Below are 18,716 nucleotides of genomic sequence, written 5' to 3'. Positions count from 1 at the left end.
ATCACCGGTGCGTACGGATTGACACTCTTCGGTGATGCTTGCGGAATTTATCCGTAACCTGTTCGGGAGACCTACCTGTTCGGGGGCGGCCCCTCGATCGGGCGGCCGAGCACTCCCGGGCGCCGCTGCCAGGGCAGCGGTCCGGCGGGCGGCCGGTAGGAGACGCCCAGGGCGTCAAGTCGCTCGTAGTGCTGGACCATTCGCCGCTCGAAGCCGTCGAAGTCGCGCTCGGCCGGGGCGGGCAGATCGCTCCAGGCGACCTCGGCGAAGGCCGAAAGCCTGGGGAACGCCTGGTAGTCCACGCGCGCCTGGCCCTCCATCACCTCGGTCCACAGGTTGGCCTGCGTGCCGAGGACATGTGCCGCCTCCGCCGAGGTCAGCGCGGGTGGAACGGGTTCGAAGCGATACACGTCCTCCAGCGTGCGGACGTAACCGATGGGCACCGGCTCGTCCGCGCCCTCGTGCTGACGGTGGTCCAAGTACACCTGCTGTTCAGGACACATGACGACATCGTGGCCCGCGCGCGCGGCCGTGATGCCGCCCTCGTACCCGCGCCACGAGGACACGGCCGCGCCCCGGGCGAGACCGCCCTCCAGGATCTCGTCCCAGCCGATGAGCCGACGGCCGCGCGCGGTGAGCCACTTGTCGAAGTGACCGATGAACCACGACTGCAGCCCGTCCTCGTCGCCGACCCCGAGTTCCTTGATCCGGGCCTGTGCGGTGGGTGAGGCCCGCCACTGGTCCTTGAGGCATTCGTCGCCGCCGACGTGAACGAACTCACTCGGGAACAGTTCCAGGAGTTCCTCGAAGACGCCCTCGTAGAAGCGCAGGGTGTTGTCAGTGGGGGCGAGTACGTTCGGGGAGATGCCCCAGGTGTCCCACACGGAGAGGTCGGTGGTGTCGATGACATCGGTGTTGCCGAGTTCCGGGTACGCGGCGATGGCGGCCTGCGAGTGCCCGGGTACGTCGATTTCGGGGACGACGGTGATATGCCGCTCGGCGGCGTAGGCCACGATCTCCCGGATGTCGTCCTGCGTGTAGTAACCACCGTGCGGCTTCTCCTCCCACAACGGCGAGGCCCGATGGCCGAATTTGGTACGCGCCCGCCATGAGCCGACCTCGGTCAGCCGGGGGTACCTCTCGATCTCGATCCGCCAGCCCTGGTCGTCCGTCAAGTGGAAGTGGAAGACGTTGAGTTTGTGGGCGGCCATCAGGTCGAGGTAGCGCAGGACACCGTCCTTGGGCATGAAGTGCCGGGAGACGTCGAGCATGAGGCCGCGCCAGCGGAAGCGGGGCGAGTCCTGGACGTGGACCAGGGGCAGTCTCCATTGCCGTCCGGGCAGCGGTGCGCGCCGGAAGGCGTCCGGGCCGAGCAGTTGCCGCAGCGTCTGGGCGCCCCAGAAGAGACCGGCGGGGCCGCCGCCGACCACATGGGCCCCTCGGGGCGTGACGGCGAGTTGGTAGCTCTCCGCGGCGAGACCCTGGGTCGGCCTCGGTTGGACGGAGAGGCGGATGACGTCGTCGCCGCCCGCGCTCGCGGGAGCCAACGGCAGTCCGGTGGCGGCGCCCAGCGTGGAGCGCAGCCACCGTGCGGCCGGCTCCGCCCCCTCCTCCACCGCCAACCCGGTGTTCGGGCCCAGTTCCCAGAAGTCGGTCCCGTGGCGCCGCACATAGGCGGGCTCGGGAATCAGGTCCGTCGGAGAAGTCATGTCAGTCCTTAACCGCTCCGCCCAGCCCCGAGACCAGCCGTCGCTGTACGAGTACGAAGAACACCAGCACCGGAACCGTCATCACCGTCGACGCCGCCATCACGCCACCCCAGTCCGGCTCGTCCGGCTTGTAGAAGACCAGCAGGGCCATCGGCAACGTCGACTGGGACGTGTCGCTGATGATGAACGACTTGGCGAACAGGAAGTCGTTCCAGGCCGAGATGAAGGAGAACACGCTCGTGGCCACCAACCCGGGGAACACGAGCGGGAAAAGGATCTGCCACAGGAATCGCGCCCGGCTCGCCCCGTCGATGTACGCGGCCTCCTCCAGCGCCTCCGGCACCGCTTTCACGAACCCCCGCAGCATCCAGATCGCGAAGGGCAGCGAGAAGGCGATGTGCGGCAGGATCAGCGAACCCAGGGAGTTCAGCAGACCGAAGTCCCGCATCTGGAAGAACAAGGGGATCGTCAGGGCCTCCACCGGCACCATCTGCGCCACCAGAAACATGATCAGCAGCGTGGTCCGGAAGCGGAAACGGAAACGTGTCACCGCGGTCGCCGCGAGAAACGCGATCAGCGCGGAGGCGATCACCACCGTGCAAGCCACGACAAGGCTGTTGACGAAATACCGACCGAAATCCTGCTGGCCGAACACGCGCCGGAAGGAATCCAGGGAGGGCGAAAGCGTCCAGGGCCGCGGCTCGGTCGACTCGATCTCCCCGGCCGGTTTGAAGGCGCTCAGCGCCATCCAGTAGAGGGGGAAGGCGACGACCACCGCGATCAGCAGCGCGGACACCTCGGCGGCCAACCGCCACGGACGCCGCACAAAAGGCCGCGCCTGGGCTCGTACAAGATTCACAGTTCCTCCCCCTGCCTCCGGAGCAGTCGCAGATACCCCAGCGTCACGGCGAGCAGGATCAGCAGCATCACGATCCCGATCGCCGAGCCGAGGCCGTACTGCGAGGAAGCGAACGCCTGCTGGTAGGCGTAGACGTTCAGGACGAGGTTCTGGCCCGCGATGCCGCCGCCGTTCGTCATGACATAGATCTGCGTGAAGACCTTGAAGTCCCAGATGACCGACTGGATGGTGACGACCACCAGGATCGGCCGCAGCATCGGCGCCAGCACGGACCGCCAGATCCGCCAGTGCGAGGCACCGTCGAGGGCCGCGGCCTCCAGCACCTCGCCCGGGACGGCGCGGATACCGGCATAGACCGTGACCATCACGAACGGGAAGGAGCACCACACCACTTCGAACAGTACGAGGAAGAAGGCGCTGAACCGTCCGTACGTCCAGGAGTGGTCGCCGAGGCCGAGGATCCGGTTCACCGGCCCGAAGTCCGCGTCGAACAGGAACAGCCACACCGTCGACCCCGTGACCGCCGGGGTCGCCCAGGCCCCCAGCGCGGCCAGCATCAACGCCAGCCGCGGCACGGCCCGCACGCGGGTGAGCAGTACGGCGAGGGCACAGCCGACGGCGAGGGTGGACACGACACAGGCCGCCGCGAAGACGACGGTGGCGAGCAGTACTTGCCAGAACTGATCGTCCGAGAAGACCTCCGCGTAGTTCCCGAACCCTTCGAAGGTGGTGGGTTCACCACCGCTCACCTGGGCTTGGGTGTACTTGAAGAGGGAGATCAGCCCGAGCTGGTAGATGGGATAGACGAGCAGCCCACCGAGAACGACGAGAGCGGGGGCAAGGTAGAGCCACGGTGCCTTCTGACGCCGCTCAGGTCGACGCCCCAAGGGGCGCGGGGCTGTGTTGAATTTGCGGCTACCGCCGCGTGGGCGCGACAAGCCACTGACGGCCCGCACCCGCGAACGCTCCGAAGCCCCCACCCCAGTAGGCGCGCTCACCCCGCGGAGCCAAACGCCTCATCCATCTTCTTCGCCGCGTCCGCCGAAGCCGCAGCCACGTCCTCCTTGCCGCTGATGACCTCCTGCAACATCGTCGGCAGGACGAGCGAGGAGTCGATCTGCGACCACCCCGGCGACGCCGGCACGAACTTCGTCCCCGCAGCCAGCGTCCGCGCGAACGGCTTCACATACGGCTCCTCCGCCGCCACCTGCTGCCGCACATCGGTGAACGTCGGCAGAAAGCCCATCGCGTCGAACATCGAGGCCTGCGTCTTCTTCGACGACAGCCGCTCCATCAGCTCGACGGCCAGCGTCCGATGCGACGTGCTCTTCAGTACGCCGATGTTGTTGCCGCCCGCGAAGGCGGGAGCGATCGAGCCGGACGCGACCCCCGGCAGCGGGACGACCGCGTACTTGCCCTTGACCTTCCCCGCCTCGACCGCCGTGTGGCTGAAGTCGCCGCCGATCGCCATGCCCGCCTTGCCGGCCGCGAACGCGGTGATCGTGTCGTTGCCGCCGAAGCCCGCGCACTTGGCGGCGGGACAGTTGTCGTCCGAGAAGAGGGATGTGTACGCCTTGATGCCCTTCCGGGCCGCCGCGCTGTCGATCGCGGAGGTGTACGAGCCCGCCGTGCCGGTGGCGAGTTCGCCGCCGTTGGCCCACACGAACGGCATCGCGCCGTAGGTGTAGGCGCCGCCGACGACCAGGCCGTACAACTCGGGCTCGGCGGCACGGATCCTGCGGGCCGTGGAAGCCAGCTCGGTCATCGACTCCGGCACATCGAGGCCGAGCTCCTGGAACACGTCCGTGCGGTAGTACAGGGCGCGCACGCCGACGTAGAACGGCGCCCCGTACACCTTGGCGTCCACAGTGACCGACTGCTTCGCCGTCGGGTCGGTGTCCTTCGCCTCGCTCCAGGCGCCGAACTCCTTCGTGACGTCGAGGAGTCCGCCGTCCTTCACGTAGCCGGCGGTGTCGGTGTTGCCGTACTCCATGACGTCGGGCGCGGACTTCGGGTCGTTGAAGGCGGCCTTGACGCGCTGGGCGCGGGTCTCGATCGGGATGTACTCGACGTCGACCTTCGTGTCCTTGTGGGCCTTCTGGAAGGCGGTCACGACCGAGTCGACGACCTTCTCCTTGGGCTTGTTGCCGACCTCCTGGAAGAGCCAGACGCGCAGGGTGCCGGTCTTCTCGTCCTTGTCGGAGGAGGAGTTGGTGGAGGTCTGCGGGGCGCAGGCGGTGACGACGAGGGCCGTGAGCAGGACGGCCAGGCGGGGAGATCGGGGGGAGCGCTTCATGGAGTGGGGCCTCCGAGCATGCGTTGCAACATATGCAATGACAGTTTCGCTCTGCACAACGGAGGCTAGGGACTACATGAACATGCCCACAAGAGGTCTCAACCACTTCGTGACATGCGAAGGCCCCCGGAGCGCGCCGAAACGCACCCCGGGGGCCTCGCGAAGCTCAGTCAGGCAGCGGGCCCGACAGCGGGCCTACTTGTCGCCGCCGCCCTTGCCGTCGCCGTCCCCGCCGGCACCCATGGACTCGTAGATCTCCTTGCACATGGGACACACGGGGTACTTCTTCGGGTCGCGGCCCGGCACCCAGACCTTGCCGCACAGCGCCACGACGGGGGTCCCGTCGAGGGCGCTCGCCATGATCTTGTCCTTCTGGACATAGTGGGCGAAGCGCTCGTGGTCACCGTCACCGTGGGACACCTGCGGCGTCGGCTCTACGAGGGTCCCCGTACCAGTCCCGCGCTGCGGCTGGGTCTCAGGCTCAAGAGTGCTCATAAAGGCAAGCGTACTGAAGCTCACACGCATCAGTTGAGCGAAGGGTCGTCCGGATACGTGGCCACCATCGCGAGCTCGTTGCGCTGGCGGCGCAGGACCTCGCGCCAGAGTCTTTCCGGGGACGGGGAGGAGACGTCGCCGGGTTCGGACTCGACGACGTACCAGGCACCCTCGACCAGCTCGTCCTCCAGCTGGCCGGGCCCCCAGCCGGCGTATCCGGCGAAGATCCTCAGCGACCCCAGGGCGGAGGCGAGAAGTTCCGGTGGTGCCTCCAGGTCGACCAGACCGATCGCGCCATGCACCCGGCGCCAGCCCAGCGGGGCGCGCTCGCCGGACGCGCCGCCCGGGATGACGGCCACGCCGAGCGCGGAGTCGAGAGAGACCGGGCCGCCCTGGAAAACGACGCCGGGCTCACCGGTGAGGTCCGCCCAGCCCTCCAGGATGTCGCCCACGTCCACCGGGGTGGGCCGGTTGAGGACGACACCGAGGGAGCCCTCCTCGTCGTGGTCGAGAAGGAGCACCACCGCACGGTCGAAGTTCGGGTCCGCCAGGGCGGGCGTTGCCACGAGCAACCGCCCTGTGAGCGAGGACACCTCGGTCATGCCAGACATGATCCCGCATCTTCCCCGCGAGCGGGGAGGCAATGCCGGTACGGCCGTGAATGCAGCTCAGAGCGCAACCACGCGCCCCACGCGCACAACTGGCCCCGTGACCCCATGTGCCCGATGGCCAACGGTTCGTGTTGTGACACAGCTATGACGTGGCTGGGCGGCATTTGGGCTTACGGAAGGGGGGTGGGCGGCGATTACCCTTTCCCTTCTGGCCACCTGCCCCACCAACCGGAACGCGAGATACATGACCGTCAACGGCTCTGACGATGTACTGCTTGTCCACGGCGGCACCCCGCTGGAGGGCGAGATCCGTGTTCGCGGTGCGAAGAACCTCGTACCGAAGGCCATGGTCGCTGCCCTGCTGGGCAGCGGGCCGAGTCGACTGCGCAACGTTCCGGACATCCGTGACGTGCGAGTCGTACGCGGTCTGCTGCAACTGCACGGGGTGACGGTCCGTCCGGGTGAGGAGCCGGGCGAGCTGGTGATGGACCCCACGCACGTCGAGAGCGCCAATGTCGCTGACATCGATGCCCACGCGGGTTCCAGCCGTATCCCGATCCTGCTGTGCGGCCCGCTGCTGCACCGCCTCGGGCACGCCTTCATCCCCGGTCTCGGCGGCTGCGACATCGGCGGCCGGCCCATCGACTTCCACTTCGAGGTGCTGCGGCAGTTCGGCGCGACGATCGAGAAGCGGGCGGACGGGCAGTTCCTGGAGGCGCCGCGGCGGCTGCGCGGTACGAAGATCCGGCTGCCGTACCCGTCCGTGGGCGCGACCGAGCAGGTGCTGCTCACCGCGGTCCTCGCCGAAGGTGTCACCGAGCTCTCCAACGCCGCGGTGGAGCCGGAGATCGAGGACCTCATCTGCGTCCTGCAGAAGATGGGCGCCATCATCGCGATGGACACCGACCGCACGATCCGTGTGACCGGTGTGGACCAGCTCGGCGGCTACAACCACGCCGCCCTCCCGGACCGCCTGGAGGCCGCCTCGTGGGCTTCCGCGGCGCTGGCGACCGAAGGCAACATCTACGTCCGCGGCGCCCAGCAGCGCTCGATGATGACGTTCCTGAACACCTACCGGAAGGTGGGCGGCGCCTTCGAGATCGACGACGAGGGCATCCGCTTCTGGCACCCCGGCGGCCAGTTGAAGTCCATCGCGCTCGAAACCGACGTGCACCCGGGCTTCCAGACGGACTGGCAGCAGCCGCTGGTCGTGGCGCTCACCCAGGCCACGGGCCTGTCGATCATCCACGAGACTGTCTACGAGTCCCGCCTCGGATTCACCTCCGCGCTCAACCAGATGGGTGCTCACATCCAGCTGTACCGCGAGTGCCTGGGCGGCAGCGACTGCCGCTTCGGCCAGCGCAACTTCCTCCACTCGGCCGTCGTGTCGGGCCCGACGAAGCTCCAGGGCGCCGACCTGGTCATCCCCGACCTCCGCGGCGGCTTCTCCTACCTGATCGCCGCCCTCGCGGCCCAGGGGACCTCGCGGGTCCACGGCATCGACCTCATCAACCGCGGCTACGAGAACTTCATGGAGAAGCTCGTGGAACTCGGCGCGAAGGTCGAACTGCCGGGCAAGGCGCTCGGATAGCCCGGTCCCTGAGTACGACGATGGGGCGGCCCCTGGAAAAGGGGGCCGCCCCATTGGCGTTACTGCCTCGTACGTCGTACCGGACGTACCGTCAGGCCTTACTTGCCCTTGGCGGCTTCCTTGAGCTTGCTGCCCGCGGAGACCTTGACGCTGTAACCGGCGGGGATCTGGATCGGGTCGCCGGTCTGCGGGTTGCGCGCGGTGCGAGCGGCACGGTGGGTGCGCTCGAAGGTCAGGAAGCCGGGGATGGTGACCTTCTCGTCGCCCTTGGCGACGATCTCGCCGACGGTCTCGGCGAACGCGGCCAGCACGGCGTCGGCGTCCTTGCGGGTCACCTCGGCGCGGTCGGCCAGGGCGGCCACCAGCTCACTGCGGTTCATGTTGTTACTCCCGTGTTCTTTTGCCGTTGGGGCGTGCCACGCGGCGTAGCCGCACATTCGGCACAGCGATGCCGATGCTGCCAGGGTTCTCGGTAAGGCCCCGGACCCGGGTCCGTCGTCAGACCCTCGCGCCCAGAGACGCATCCTGCCCCCACCTGCGGCGCGAAAGCCAATCCGGCACCCGTAGGAATCGTGAGAACACCCTTGGGTGTCACACGAAGAGAGGCCCCGAGCCTGGCCGACACGATAAACGGCGGCCAGGAGCCCCGGGTTCCACGACGCGCCGATGCAAGGCCTTGCCGTGGTGATCCTCACAGCCCGCGCACATCCTCCTACGAGGACGCCGCCGCCTTCGCCGCCTCGCGCACCGCTCCGGCGACCGCGCCCGCGACCTTGTCGTTGAAGACGCTGGGGATGATGTAGTTCGGGTTCAGCTCGTCCTCGGTCACCACGTCCGACAGGGCGGTCGCGGCGGCCAGCATCATGTCCGTGTTCACCGTGCGGGACTGCGCGTCCAGCAGACCGCGGAAGACGCCCGGGAAGACCAGCACGTTGTTGATCTGGTTCGGGAAGTCGGAGCGGCCGGTGGCCACGACCGCCGCCGTCTGGCGGGCGATCGCCGGGTCCACCTCGGGGTCGGGGTTCGCGAGCGCGAACACGATGGCGCCCTCCGCCATGGCGGCCACGTCGTCGCCGTCCAGGACGTTCGGGGCGGAGACGCCGATGAAGACGTCCGCGCCGCGCACGGCCTCCTTCAGCGTGCCCGTCAGGCCCTCGGGGTTGGTGTTGTCGGCGATCCAGCGCAGCGGCGAGTCCGCGGCGGCGGACACCAGGTCCTCGCGGCCCGCGTGCACGACACCGTGGATGTCGGCGACGACGGCGTTCTTGACGCCCGCGGCGATCAGCAGCTTGAGGATGGCCGTACCGGCCGCGCCCGCACCGGACATGACGACGCGAATGTTCTCGATCGCCTTGCCGGTGACCCGCAGGGCGTTCTTCAGCGCGGCGAGCACGACGATCGCGGTGCCGTGCTGGTCGTCGTGGAAGACGGGGATGTCGAGGGCCTCGCGCAGCCGGGCCTCGATCTCGAAGCAGCGGGGCGCGGAGATGTCCTCGAGGTTGATGCCGGCGAAGCCCGGGGCGATCGCCTTGACGATCGCGACGATCTCGTCGGTGTCCTGGGTGTCCAGGCACAGCGGCCAGGCGTCGATGTCGGCGAAGCGCTTGAACAGGGCCGCCTTGCCCTCCATGACCGGCATGGCGGCCATCGGGCCGATGTTGCCGAGCCCCAGGACCGCCGAGCCGTCCGTGACGACCGCGACGGTGTTGCGCTTGATGGTGAGGCGGCGCGCGTCCTCGGGGTTCTCGGCGATCGCCATGCACACGCGGGCGACGCCCGGGGTGTAGATCATGGACAGGTCGTCACGGTTGCGGATGGGATGCTTGGACTGCATCTCGATCTTGCCGCCGAGGTGCATCAGGAACGTACGGTCGGAGACCTTGCCGAGCGTGACGTCCTCGATGCCGCGCAGCTGCTCGACGATCTCCTCGGCGTGGGCCGTGGAGGTCGCCGCGATGGTGACGTCGATGCGGAGCTTCTCGTGGCCGGAAGCGGTCACGTCGAGGCCGGTCACCGAGCCTCCGTGGGACTCCACGGCCGTGGTGATCTGGGAGACCGCGGTTCCGCTCGCGGGCACCTCCAGACGGACCGTGATCGAGTAGGAGACGCTGGGCGCCGTTGCCATGGCCGACTTCCTCTGCTTTCACCTTGTGACGCTGTATGCCGTCCGATCGTCGCACCTACCCCTGAGTACGCGGTAGCCGGCTTGGATTGCGGACGTTTTGTTCACAGGGTGCCGCGAGATTCGGAAAACGGTTTCCACCATACGAGAGATGCCCAGGCAAAGAAAAGAGGCTCACGCCACCAGGGTGACGTGAGCCTCTTCCGCGTTCAGTGACACCGACCCGCCATGCTCGCCTCGCGGCAAGTGGTCCCTCTGAGGGACGAAGGTTGGGCCCGGGGGCTTGGATCGGGCCGGTGTCACACCCAGGCTAACAAACGGATCCCGTAAGGCCATTCCCGTCTCGACAGTTCCTGTCGATCAATCTCTGAGAAGGTCGGGCACCCCGGTCGCGTCGGGCTGGTCGCGCTCCCCCGACACGACCGTCAGCTGCTGGGTCGCCCGGGTGAGGGCCACGTACAGCACCCGCAGGCCGGCCGGGGACTCGTCGGCGATCTCGGCCGGGGAGACGACGACCGTCGCGTCGTACTCCAGACCCTTGGCCTCCAGGCTGCCCAGGGCCACCACCCGGTCGCCGAGCCCGGCGAGCCAGCGGGCGGCCTCCTCGCGGCGCTGCATGGCGACGACCACGCCGATCGTGCCGTCGACGCGGTCGAGGAGGCGGGCGGCCTCCTCGCGGACGGTGCTCGCGAGGGAGTCCCCTACGACGGCGAAGCGGGGTTCGACGCCGGTGGACCGTACGGCCCTCGGGGACTCGGAGCCGGGCATCGCGAGGGCCAGCACCCTGGAGGCGAGCTCGGCGATCTCCGAGGGGTTGCGGTAGTTCACGGTGAGCTGGAAGCGCCGGCGCGGACGTGAGCCCAGGGCCTCGTCCCTCGCCTCGGCGGCCTCGTCGGGGTCGGACCAGGAGGACTGGGCCGGGTCGCCGACGACCGTCCAGGTGGCGTGCCGGCCGCGGCGGCCGACCATGCGCCACTGCATCGGCGTGAGGTCCTGGGCCTCGTCGACGATGACGTGGGCGTACTCGGTGCGCTCCTCGGCGAGCCGCTCGGCGCGTTCGCGCTGGGTCTCCTCGCGGACCGGCATCAGCTCCTCCAGGCCGGTCAGCTGGTCGAGCGGATCCAGGTCGCGCCTCTTCCTGGGGCGGGCCGGGGTGCCGAGGATCGCCTGGAGTTCGTCGAGCATGGCGATGTCGTGCACGGAGTACCCCTCCCGCCGCAGCGAACGGGCGACCTTGCGGACCTCGCCGGGGTTGAGGATCCGGCGGGCCCAGCGGCCCAGGCGGCGCTCGTCGGCCATGGCGGTGAGGACGGCCTTCGGGGTGAGCTCGGGCCACCAGGCGTCAAGGAAGCCGATGAAGCTGTCCTCGGTGCTGACGTCCTCGTCGAAGGAGGAACGCAGCTCGGCGGCGAGCTCCGGGTCGCTGTGCCGGCCGGCGGCGCCGGAGCGGGCCCACAGGGCGTCCAGGAGGAGCCTGCGGGCCCGGGGGCGCAGCAGGTTCACGGGGGCGGTGCCGCTGAGCGCGGAGTGGCGGATACGTTCCAGCTCGGGCGCCTCCAGCTCCAGGCGGCGCCCGAAGGCCACCACGCGCAGACGGGAGGCCGGGCCCGCGGGGACCTGGGCGGGGGTGTCGTCGTCACCGAAGGCGAGCTGGTCCGCGTCGCCGGCGCCGAAGGCGAGCTGACCGGCCGCCTCGCCGCGACGGCGCCGCCTCCCGGAGCCGCCCGCGCCACCGGGGCCGCCCCCGGACGCGCTGTTGCCCGAGTTCGCCTCCAGCGCCCCTCGTGCCGCCTTCCGCAGCACCTTGAGCATCCGGTACGAGCCCTTGGCGCGGGCCGTGGACGGAGAGTCGTACAGCGTGGCCTCCACGCCGTCGACGAGCGAGCCGATCGCCCGGATGGCGACCTGCCCCTCCTCGCCCAGCGAGGGGAGCACGCCCTCGGTGTACGCCACCAGGAGCGGGGTCGGGGAGACGATGAGGATGCCGCCGGAGTAGCGGCGCCGGTCCTGGTAGAGCAGGTAGGCGGCGCGGTGCAGGGCCACGGCCGTCTTGCCCGTCCCCGGGCCCCCCTCGACGTAGGTCACCGAGGCCGCGGGCGCCCGGATGACCAGGTCCTGCTCGGCCTGGATGGAGGCGACGATGTCCCGCATGGTGTGGCTGCGGGCCTGGCCGAGGGCGGCCATCAGGGCGCCGTCGCCGATGACGGCCAGCTCGTGGCCGTCGAGGAAGGCCTTGAGCTCGGGGCGCATGAGGTCGTCCTCGACGCCGAGGACGCGGCGGCCCTTGGAGCGGATGACCCGTCGGCGCACCACCCGGCCGGGGTCGACCGGGGTGGAGCGGTAGAAGGGCGCCGCGGCCGGGGCCCTCCAGTCGATGACGAGCGGCGCGTACTCGGAGTCCAGGACCCCGATCCGGCCGATGTGCAGGGTCTCGGCGATGTCGGCGGTGTTGTCGTCCCGCACGGCGCCTTCGGCGGGTTCCACGGCGGTGTAGGCGCCGTCGGGCCCCTTCTTGCCGTCCTTGCCGAGGAGCAGGTCGACCCGGCCGAAGAGGAAGTCCTCGAACTCGTTGTTGAGCCGGTTGAGGTGCACCCCCGCCCGGAAAACCTGCGCGTCCCGCTCGGCGAGTGCGCCGGGGGTGCCGACCTGGCCACGCTTGGCCGCGTCGTTCATCAGGAACTCCGCCTCGTGGATCTTCTCCTCGAGACGCCGGTACACCCGGTCAAGGTGTTCCTGTTCGACGCTGATCTCTCGATCCCGAACCGAGTCGTGAACCGAGTCGACCGCGGTTGGTTGAGCCTGAGCGGCCACCGGGCCCCCTTCTGACGTGCTGGGCAGCCGTCAACCGTACGCGAAGGGGACCCGATGCAGCTACGTCGGCTACGCGTCGACTTCGACGAGTCGCTTCCCGCCGAAGGTCATGACCTCGAAGTGATCGATGTCGTTCAGGTCGAAGGCGGCGCCGCCGTGGACGTAGAGCGGCTCCTTGGCCTGCTCGGTCTTCGCGTTGGCGATGCCATAACCCCAGGTCGGGACGGACCAGGAGGTGACCGTCTCACGCTCGCCGTTCTTGCCGACGGCGATGAGGGAGCACTTCTCCGGGCCCTTGACGTTCTTCAGCTGGAGGACGGCGTGGGTGCCCCAGGCCTTCTCCTCCACGGCGACGGTCGCACTGACGTCCGTGCTGGGGTCGGTCGCCGTGAGCTTGTCGGCCATGTGCTCGAAGGCGTCCTTGGCGGGGCTGCTGCTCTTCGGCTGCGCGGAGACGTTTCCGCCGGAGTCGTCGCCGGTCGCCCCTACGGCTACCAGGGGACCGCCGATGATCAGGGCGGCCGCCGCGGCCACCATGTAGAAGGCGCGCCGGCGCTTCTGGGCGCGGCGTTCGGCGACCTCGTCGACGAGCTTGTTCACCAGCCGCGGACTGGGCTTGGCGGACAGGGACTCGCCGATCGCGGGGGTGCCGGAGCCGGGCAGGTCCGCGAGCGCGGCCAGCATCGGTTCCATCCCGGCGAGCTCGTCGAGCTGCTGGGCGCACCACTCGCAGGTCGCGAGGTGCATCTCGAAAGCGGTTGCCTCGGCGTCGTCGAGGATCCCGAGGGCGTAGGCGCCGACGGTCTCGTGCTCGTTCGGCACCGGAGAACCCTGCATGGAGCCAGACATACCCGAACCACCACTACCGAATCCCTGGTTTCCCCCGTAAACACTCATCACGCCGTCACCCCCCGCTCCTCCAGTGCCAGCTTCATCGACCGCAGGGCATAGAAGACCCTTGAGCGCACGGTGCCGCTGGGTATCCCGAGCGTCTCGGCCGCCTCATTGACGGTACGCCCCTTGAAGTACGTCTCGACGAGCACCTCCCGGTGTGCGGGAGTCAGGTCGTCGAGCGCGTCCGACAGCGTCATCAACCACAGCGCCTTGTCGATCTCGTCCTCCGCGGGGATGACCTCCAGCGGCGACGGATCGACCTCCTGCGGCCGGGCCTGCCGGCTTCGGTGGCCGTCGATGACGATGCGCCGGGCAACCGTCACCAGCCAGGGGCGTACAGATCCGGTCGCTCGATTGAGCTGACCGGCGTTCTTCCAGGCACGGATCAGCGTCTCCTGCACGACGTCCTCTGCTCTTTGGCGGTCTCCGGCGACCAGCCGCAGCACATAGGCGAGCAGGGGTCCTGCGTGCTCTCTGTACAGAGCACGCATGAGCTCCTCATCAGGTTCCGAGGGCTGGGACATGCGATGTCGGGCCCTCGATCCACGTTCATTGGCCACGACGGAATCCTTGCGCACGCCCACCTCCGATGTCCGGGGGTTCCCCCAGCCGGTCGCTCAACACGGGGTACGGACGCGGGCCGTTGAGTGTTCAAAGTGACATGACAGTTTTCTTCTGGATGCCGAGACTAGGGGGACATGGGTGCACATACCCACCCCTCGATCTTTACATTTCCGCCACACTGGCTCGAACGCCGTGATTGCCCGTACGACGCCGCGAGTAAACGGCATGTAATCGAAATCACTTCGACGCCCGTTCCACAGAAGGGACATAACGCCCCCTCAGGCACGTGCGAGCGCGGCCCGACGCCGGTGCCGGGCCACCCTTTCCCGGTTCCCGCAGACCTCACTGGAGCACCAGCGCCTCCTGCGCCCCCGGGACGTATCGAGATAAACGATCGGGCAGTTGTCGCCGGCGCACTGCCGCAGACACGCCCGTGCGACGGGGTCGGTGAGCAGTTCGACGGCGTCCCGGGCGATCGCGCCGAGCAGCGCGGCGAGTTCGGGAGGGCTCGCCAACTCCCTGACGAGCGTGCCGTCCTCGCCCTGCACGGCACGCGGTGCCGGGGGTGCGGTGCGGGCCAGGTCGTTGACGCGGGCGAGCGCGAGGTCGTACGACGGCCGGGGCTCGGGGACGAGTCTTGCGCGTACCAATTGGCTTGTCTGCCCACGAAGTTCGCGAAACCCGACGAGCCAGGACGCATCGGCGTGCGCCAAGCGGGTGTCCGGTGGTACGAGCCCGGCTCCGGTGACCCAGGCCAACAGTGCCTCGGTCGAGTCGAGCCGTTCGACGGGGTGGGTGGTCGCGAGGAGATCGAGACAGATCCGCCCCGCATCGAACCGCAGCTCGTACGGGGCCGTGGCCGTACCCAGTGCCATGTGCCTGTCACCGCCTAGAGGTGCCCTGCGCGTGAGGGGCCGGTGAGAAGGGGCTGGGAGAAAAAGCTCCCTCTCACAGTGCCTTCCCGCTCGCGCCGTCGGAACCCCTCGTACCGGTGAGGCGTGGACGTGTGCGTATGGGGATGCGCCTTTGGACCATGTTCCGGTGGATGTGCCGGCCGTTGACTGGAGGGCATGACGACGAAGAAGAGCGCGGGAACCGTACTGGGGGCGGCCACGGTCGCGATGGGCCTGATCGCCGGGGCCTTCTACGTCTTCGCCTGCGCGGTGATGCCGGGGCTGGCGCGCAGCGACGACGAGGTCTACGTCGAGGTGATGCGGAACATCAACGACGTGATCCAGAATCCGGTGTTCATGCTGAGCTTCCTCGGGGCGCTGGTGCTCACGGGGGTGGCGGCGTGGCAGGCGCGGGGCGCGGGGTACCGCCGGTGGGTGTGGGCGGGGCTGATCGCCTACGCCCTCGGTTTCCTGGTGACGGTCGTCTTCAACATCCCGCTGAACGACGCCCTCGACCGCGCGACCGACTCCGCTGCGGCGCGGGAGGAGTTCGAGGACGCGTGGGTGGCCTGGAACGTGGTGCGGGCGGTGCTGTCGACGGTGGCACTGGGGTGCCTGGCCCGGGGCCTGGTCCTGTACGGCCGGCTGACGAGGAATTGATCTCGCCTCCGCCGCCCTTACCCGTCCCATCCCTGGGGGCTGCGCCCCCAGACCCCCGCTTCGGCAAATTCAGCCCCTCCGGCGTTTGAGGAGCGGGGGTCCGGGGGGCAGCGCCCCCTGGGAGCGGGGTCGAAGGGGCAGCATGCCCCTGGGGATGGGAACGGGCAAGGGCGGCGGGGGCGAGGAAAGCCCGCGGGTCACGTGTCCGAGTACTTCGCGTCTGCCGCCGGGTCCAGGGCCAGGCGGTAGCCGCGTTTCACAACCGTCTGGATGAGCTTCGGCGCCCCCAGAGCCGTGCGCAACCGAGCCATCGCCGTCTCCACGGCGTGCTCGTCGCGACCGGCACCCGGCAACGCTCGCAGCAACTCCGCCCGCGCCACCACCCAGCCCGGCCGGCGGGACAGCGCACGCAACAACGACATACCGGCCGGCGGCACCGGGCGCAGGACGCCGTCGACGAGGACCGCGTGGCCGCGGATCTCGACGCGGTGACCGGCGATCGGGAGGGAACGGGCCCTGGCCGGGAGCTCCTGGCAGAGGAGCTGGACCAGGGGGCCGAGGCGGAAGCGGTCGGGCGAGACGGTGTCGACGCCACGGGCCTGAAGGGGCAGCGAGGTGACCGGGCCCACGCAGGCCGGCAGGACGTCATGGTTCAGGGCGGCAAGCAGCTCCGGCAGCAGGCCGCGCTCCTCCGCCCGGTTCAGCAAGGACGCCGCGGCGGGCGCGCTCGTGAAGGTCAGCGCGTCCAGGCCACGGGAGACCGTCGCGTCGAGAAGCCGGTCCACCGGACCGATGTCCTCCGGCGGCATCCACCGGTAGACAGGGATCCCGAGCACCTCCGCTCCCCCGGCCCGCAGCGCCTCCACGAACCCGGGCAGCGGCTCACCGTGCAGCTGGATGGCGATACGGCGGCCCTCGACACCCTCCTCCAGCAGCCGGTCGAGCACCTCGGCCATGGACTCGGACTCCGGCGACCAGTTCTCGGTCAGCCCGGCGGCCCGCACCGCGCCCTTGACCTTCGGTCCGCGTGCGAGCAGCTCGATCCCGCGCAGCCGATCCAGCAGGTCCTCACCCAGACCCCACCCGTCGGCGGCCTCGACCCAGCCCCGGAAGCCGATGGCCGTCGTGGCGATCACGACATCCGGTACCTCGTCGATGACCTTCTTGGTCGCGGCGAGCAGCTCGCTGTCGTCGGCGAGCTGCACGATCCGCAGGGCAGGTGCGTGCAGGACGGCGGCTCCCCGTCGCTGCAGCAGTGCGCCCAGCTCGTCGGCCCGGCGCGCGGCTGTCACGCCTACCGTGAAACCGGCCAGGGGGCCGTGTTGTCCTGGTCGCTGCTGTTCGTCGTACATATAACTCTCGTCCCGCACTCGAGTCGTTTGCACCTACACGGGGTGTGATGGCACCTGCATGCCGAGCGAGCCTGTCAACGGTGCGTGACAGGCTCGGTTCGACTTGATGTCGCCAGTGTTACGTCACACCTCGGCGTAGCTGAGCTGCGACTTCGCCTCGGAGGTGGCCGAGGAGGCCTGAATCCGCGAGGCGGGGCGGCGAAGGTATACGGCCCAGGTGACCACGAAGCAGGCAGCGTAGAAGGCGAGGAAGACGATGAAGGCACCGGTGCCGGAGCCGTTGGAGATGAAGGACTGGCGGAAGGCCAGGTTGATGCCGACACCGCCGAGCGCGCCCACCGCTCCGATCAGTCCCATGGAGGCACCGGAGAGGCGACGGCCGTAGGCGGCGGCCTCTTCTCCCTGCAGCCCCTTGGCGAGGGCCTTGGCCTGGAAGATGCCGGGGATCATCTTGAACGTCGACCCGTTGCCCAGACCGGTCAGGACGAAGAGGATCACGAACGCGGTGACGAACAGCGGCAGCGACTTCTCCATGCTGGCGAAGATCAGGACCGCGGTCGCCGCACCCATGGCGACGTAGTTGTAGAGGCTGATCCGGGCGCCGCCGTACTTGTCGGCGAGCCAGCCACCCAGCGGGCGGATGAGGGAGCCGAGCAGCGGGCCGATGAAGGTGACGTACGCGGCCTCCAGCGGGGTACGGCCGAACTGGACCTGGAGGACCTGGCCGAAGGCGAAGGCGTAGCCGATGAAGGAGCCGAACGTGCCGATGTAGAGGAAGGACATGATCCAGGTGTGGGCGTCCCTCGCGGCGTCCTTGGCGGCACCGGTGTCGTTCTTCACGGAGGCGAGGTTGTCCATGAAGAGGGCGGCGAGGACCGCGGCGATCACGATCAGCGGGATGTAGATGCCCAGCAGCACACGCGGGCCGCCGCTGGCGCCGATGATGGCGAGCGCGATCAGCTGGATGACCGGCACCCCGATGTTGCCGCCGCCGGCGTTGAGCCCGAGGGCCCACCCCTTCTTCCGCAGCGGGAAGAAGGCGTTGATGTTGGTCATGGAGGAGGCGAAGTTACCGCCGCCGATACCGGCCAGCAGGCCGACCAGGAGGAAGGTGTTGAACGAGGTCCCGGGCTCCATCACCGTGAACGCGGCGACGGTCGGGATGAGGAGGAGGCCGGCCGAGACGATCGTCCAGTTCCGGCCGCCGAAGATGGCCACGGCGAAGGTGTAGGGAACCCGGACGACGGCGCCGACCAGCGTGACCATCGAGGTCAGCAGGAACTTGTCCGCCGGGGTCAGCCCGTACTCCGGGCCCATGAAAAGGACGAGCACGGACCACAGGGTCCAGATCGAGAAGCCGATGTGCTCGGAGAGGACGGAGAAGAGAAGGTTGCGGCGGGCGATCTTCTCTCCGCCCTCGTTCCAGAAGGTCTCGTCCTCAGGATCCCACTGCTGGATCCAGCGACTGCCCCTGCTCGGGGGTGCGGGGACGGTGCTAGGGGCTGACATTGCGCCTCCACGGGGCTCCGGGGCTCGGTGGTGCATTCGTGCTGAGCGGTGATGTCCCGAAGGTAGGGAGGGCGCGTTTCCTGGCTGTGGCACCCGGTGACCGGAAAGGAACTTTGCTCTCACCCCGCGCGAACGCGGGATGAGAGGTTCTGTCGCCTTACGTTACGAACAGCTCCCACCGGGCCGTTCACCGGTCGCGGAAGCCTTGCCCCGGGGGTCAGTGCTGAGGGGACTGCCAGTTCGGGTTCTGCTGGGGGTAGGGCTGCTGCGGCGGGTACGGCTGCTGCTGCTGGGGGTACGGCGGCTGGGCGGCGTACGGGCCGGGGGCCGGGGGTTGCTGGGGGTACGGC

The 18,716-nt window shown here is 69.0% G+C and carries 16 protein-coding genes; 2 read left to right on the top strand and 14 right to left on the bottom strand.

The features are described from left to right. Positions 1-71: 71 nt before the first annotated feature. The 6 genes from TN53_RS14845 to TN53_RS14820 all read right to left on the bottom strand — a co-directional run bounded on the left by TN53_RS14845 (position 72) and on the right by TN53_RS14820 (position 5,961). Positions 72-1,709 carry a beta-N-acetylhexosaminidase gene (locus TN53_RS14845; RefSeq protein ID WP_046258931.1) on the bottom strand — a complete coding sequence of 546 codons (1,638 nt, stop codon included), beginning with the start codon at positions 1,707-1,709 and terminating at the stop codon, positions 72-74. Between the two features lies 1 nt (position 1,710). After that, positions 1,711-2,568 (bottom strand): carbohydrate ABC transporter permease, encoded by an 858-nt coding sequence (locus TN53_RS14840; protein WP_046258930.1) that lies wholly within the window; start codon positions 2,566-2,568, stop codon positions 1,711-1,713. Further along, a complete protein-coding gene (locus tag TN53_RS14835) occupies positions 2,565-3,524 on the bottom strand; it encodes a carbohydrate ABC transporter permease (RefSeq protein WP_095046493.1) in 960 nt (319 codons plus the stop codon). Before TN53_RS14835 ends, TN53_RS14840 begins: the two co-directional genes overlap by 4 nt. Positions 3,525-3,562: 38 nt before the next feature. Further along, positions 3,563-4,864, bottom strand: a complete 1,302-nt coding sequence (locus tag TN53_RS14830; protein WP_046258928.1) for an extracellular solute-binding protein — start codon at positions 4,862-4,864, stop codon at positions 3,563-3,565. Between the two features lie 195 nt (positions 4,865-5,059). Further along, on the bottom strand, positions 5,060-5,359 hold the full coding sequence (locus tag TN53_RS14825; RefSeq protein ID WP_046259009.1) for a DUF3039 domain-containing protein: 300 nt from the start codon (positions 5,357-5,359) through the stop codon (positions 5,060-5,062). A 29-nt stretch (positions 5,360-5,388) separates the two neighbouring features. Beyond that, on the bottom strand, positions 5,389-5,961 hold the full coding sequence (locus TN53_RS14820) for a YqgE/AlgH family protein (protein WP_046258927.1): 573 nt from the start codon (positions 5,959-5,961) through the stop codon (positions 5,389-5,391). A gap of 253 nt (positions 5,962-6,214) precedes the next feature. On the opposite strand from TN53_RS14820, the gene murA reads away from it, so the two are divergent. Next, entirely contained in the window at positions 6,215-7,561 is a 1,347-nt protein-coding gene (murA, locus tag TN53_RS14815) for a UDP-N-acetylglucosamine 1-carboxyvinyltransferase (protein WP_046258926.1), read from the top strand. Positions 7,562-7,659: 98 nt separating this feature from the next. On the opposite strand, the gene TN53_RS14810 is transcribed toward murA, so the two are convergent. From TN53_RS14810 to TN53_RS14785, 6 genes are all read right to left on the bottom strand, one after another. Next, positions 7,660-7,941, bottom strand: a complete 282-nt coding sequence (locus tag TN53_RS14810) for an HU family DNA-binding protein (RefSeq protein WP_007382399.1) — start codon at positions 7,939-7,941, stop codon at positions 7,660-7,662. A gap of 332 nt (positions 7,942-8,273) precedes the next feature. After that, positions 8,274-9,686: an NAD-dependent malic enzyme gene (locus tag TN53_RS14805; RefSeq protein WP_046258925.1), complete on the bottom strand. Its 1,413-nt coding sequence runs from the start codon at positions 9,684-9,686 to the stop codon at positions 8,274-8,276. 357 nt (positions 9,687-10,043) lie between these two features. Continuing rightward, positions 10,044-12,494, bottom strand: coding sequence for a HelD family protein (locus TN53_RS14800; RefSeq protein ID WP_046258924.1), 2,451 nt, complete (start codon positions 12,492-12,494; stop codon positions 10,044-10,046). A 69-nt stretch (positions 12,495-12,563) separates the two neighbouring features. Then, on the bottom strand, positions 12,564-13,391 hold the full coding sequence (locus TN53_RS14795) for a zf-HC2 domain-containing protein (protein ID WP_095046491.1): 828 nt from the start codon (positions 13,389-13,391) through the stop codon (positions 12,564-12,566). Continuing rightward, entirely contained in the window at positions 13,391-13,912 is a 522-nt protein-coding gene (locus TN53_RS14790; RefSeq protein WP_010039908.1) for a sigma-70 family RNA polymerase sigma factor, read from the bottom strand. The genes TN53_RS14795 and TN53_RS14790 overlap by 1 nt, the downstream gene beginning before the upstream one ends. 318 nt (positions 13,913-14,230) lie before the next feature. After that, positions 14,231-14,827 (bottom strand): CGNR zinc finger domain-containing protein, encoded by a 597-nt coding sequence (locus tag TN53_RS14785; RefSeq protein ID WP_046258922.1) that lies wholly within the window; start codon positions 14,825-14,827, stop codon positions 14,231-14,233. 195 nt (positions 14,828-15,022) lie between these two features. Here TN53_RS14785 and TN53_RS14780 point away from each other — a divergent pair, with 195 nt between their 5' ends. Further along, positions 15,023-15,505, top strand: a complete 483-nt coding sequence (locus TN53_RS14780) for a DUF1772 domain-containing protein (protein WP_046258921.1) — start codon at positions 15,023-15,025, stop codon at positions 15,503-15,505. Positions 15,506-15,702: 197 nt separating this feature from the next. Here TN53_RS14780 and TN53_RS14775 read toward each other — a convergent pair whose 3' ends face one another. Then, positions 15,703-16,857, bottom strand: coding sequence for a uroporphyrinogen-III synthase (locus tag TN53_RS14775; RefSeq protein WP_046258920.1), 1,155 nt, complete (start codon positions 16,855-16,857; stop codon positions 15,703-15,705). Positions 16,858-16,980: 123 nt separating this feature from the next. Further along, complete coding sequence (locus TN53_RS14770; protein ID WP_046258919.1) at positions 16,981-18,366, bottom strand: nitrate/nitrite transporter; 1,386 nt, start codon at positions 18,364-18,366, stop codon at positions 16,981-16,983. Between the last annotated feature and the right edge of the window lie 350 nt (positions 18,367-18,716).

The organism is Streptomyces sp. WM6386 (assembly GCF_000972385.1).
Lineage (GTDB): Bacteria > Actinomycetota > Actinomycetes > Streptomycetales > Streptomycetaceae > Streptomyces.
Note: the sequence above shows the minus strand (reverse complement) of the source record. Positions and strands in the feature narration are given on the sequence as shown.

Coding starts and splice junctions, on each gene's coding strand:
- TN53_RS14830 (WP_046258928.1), bottom strand. CDS start 4,864: ATGAAGCGCTCCCCCCGATCTCCCCGCCTGGCCGTCCTGCTCACGGCC.
- TN53_RS14795 (WP_095046491.1), bottom strand. CDS start 13,391: ATGAGTGTTTACGGGGGAAACCAGGGATTCGGTAGTGGTGGTTCGGGT.
- TN53_RS14785 (WP_046258922.1), bottom strand. CDS start 14,827: ATGGCACTGGGTACGGCCACGGCCCCGTACGAGCTGCGGTTCGATGCG.
- TN53_RS14790 (WP_010039908.1), bottom strand. CDS start 13,912: ATGTCCCAGCCCTCGGAACCTGATGAGGAGCTCATGCGTGCTCTGTAC.
- murA (WP_046258926.1), top strand. CDS start 6,215: ATGACCGTCAACGGCTCTGACGATGTACTGCTTGTCCACGGCGGCACC.
- TN53_RS14805 (WP_046258925.1), bottom strand. CDS start 9,686: ATGGCAACGGCGCCCAGCGTCTCCTACTCGATCACGGTCCGTCTGGAG.
- TN53_RS14775 (WP_046258920.1), bottom strand. CDS start 16,857: ATGTACGACGAACAGCAGCGACCAGGACAACACGGCCCCCTGGCCGGT.
- TN53_RS14845 (WP_046258931.1), bottom strand. CDS start 1,709: ATGACTTCTCCGACGGACCTGATTCCCGAGCCCGCCTATGTGCGGCGC.
- TN53_RS14770 (WP_046258919.1), bottom strand. CDS start 18,366: ATGTCAGCCCCTAGCACCGTCCCCGCACCCCCGAGCAGGGGCAGTCGC.
- TN53_RS14825 (WP_046259009.1), bottom strand. CDS start 5,359: ATGAGCACTCTTGAGCCTGAGACCCAGCCGCAGCGCGGGACTGGTACG.
- TN53_RS14810 (WP_007382399.1), bottom strand. CDS start 7,941: ATGAACCGCAGTGAGCTGGTGGCCGCCCTGGCCGACCGCGCCGAGGTG.
- TN53_RS14780 (WP_046258921.1), top strand. CDS start 15,023: ATGACGACGAAGAAGAGCGCGGGAACCGTACTGGGGGCGGCCACGGTC.
- TN53_RS14820 (WP_046258927.1), bottom strand. CDS start 5,961: ATGACCGAGGTGTCCTCGCTCACAGGGCGGTTGCTCGTGGCAACGCCC.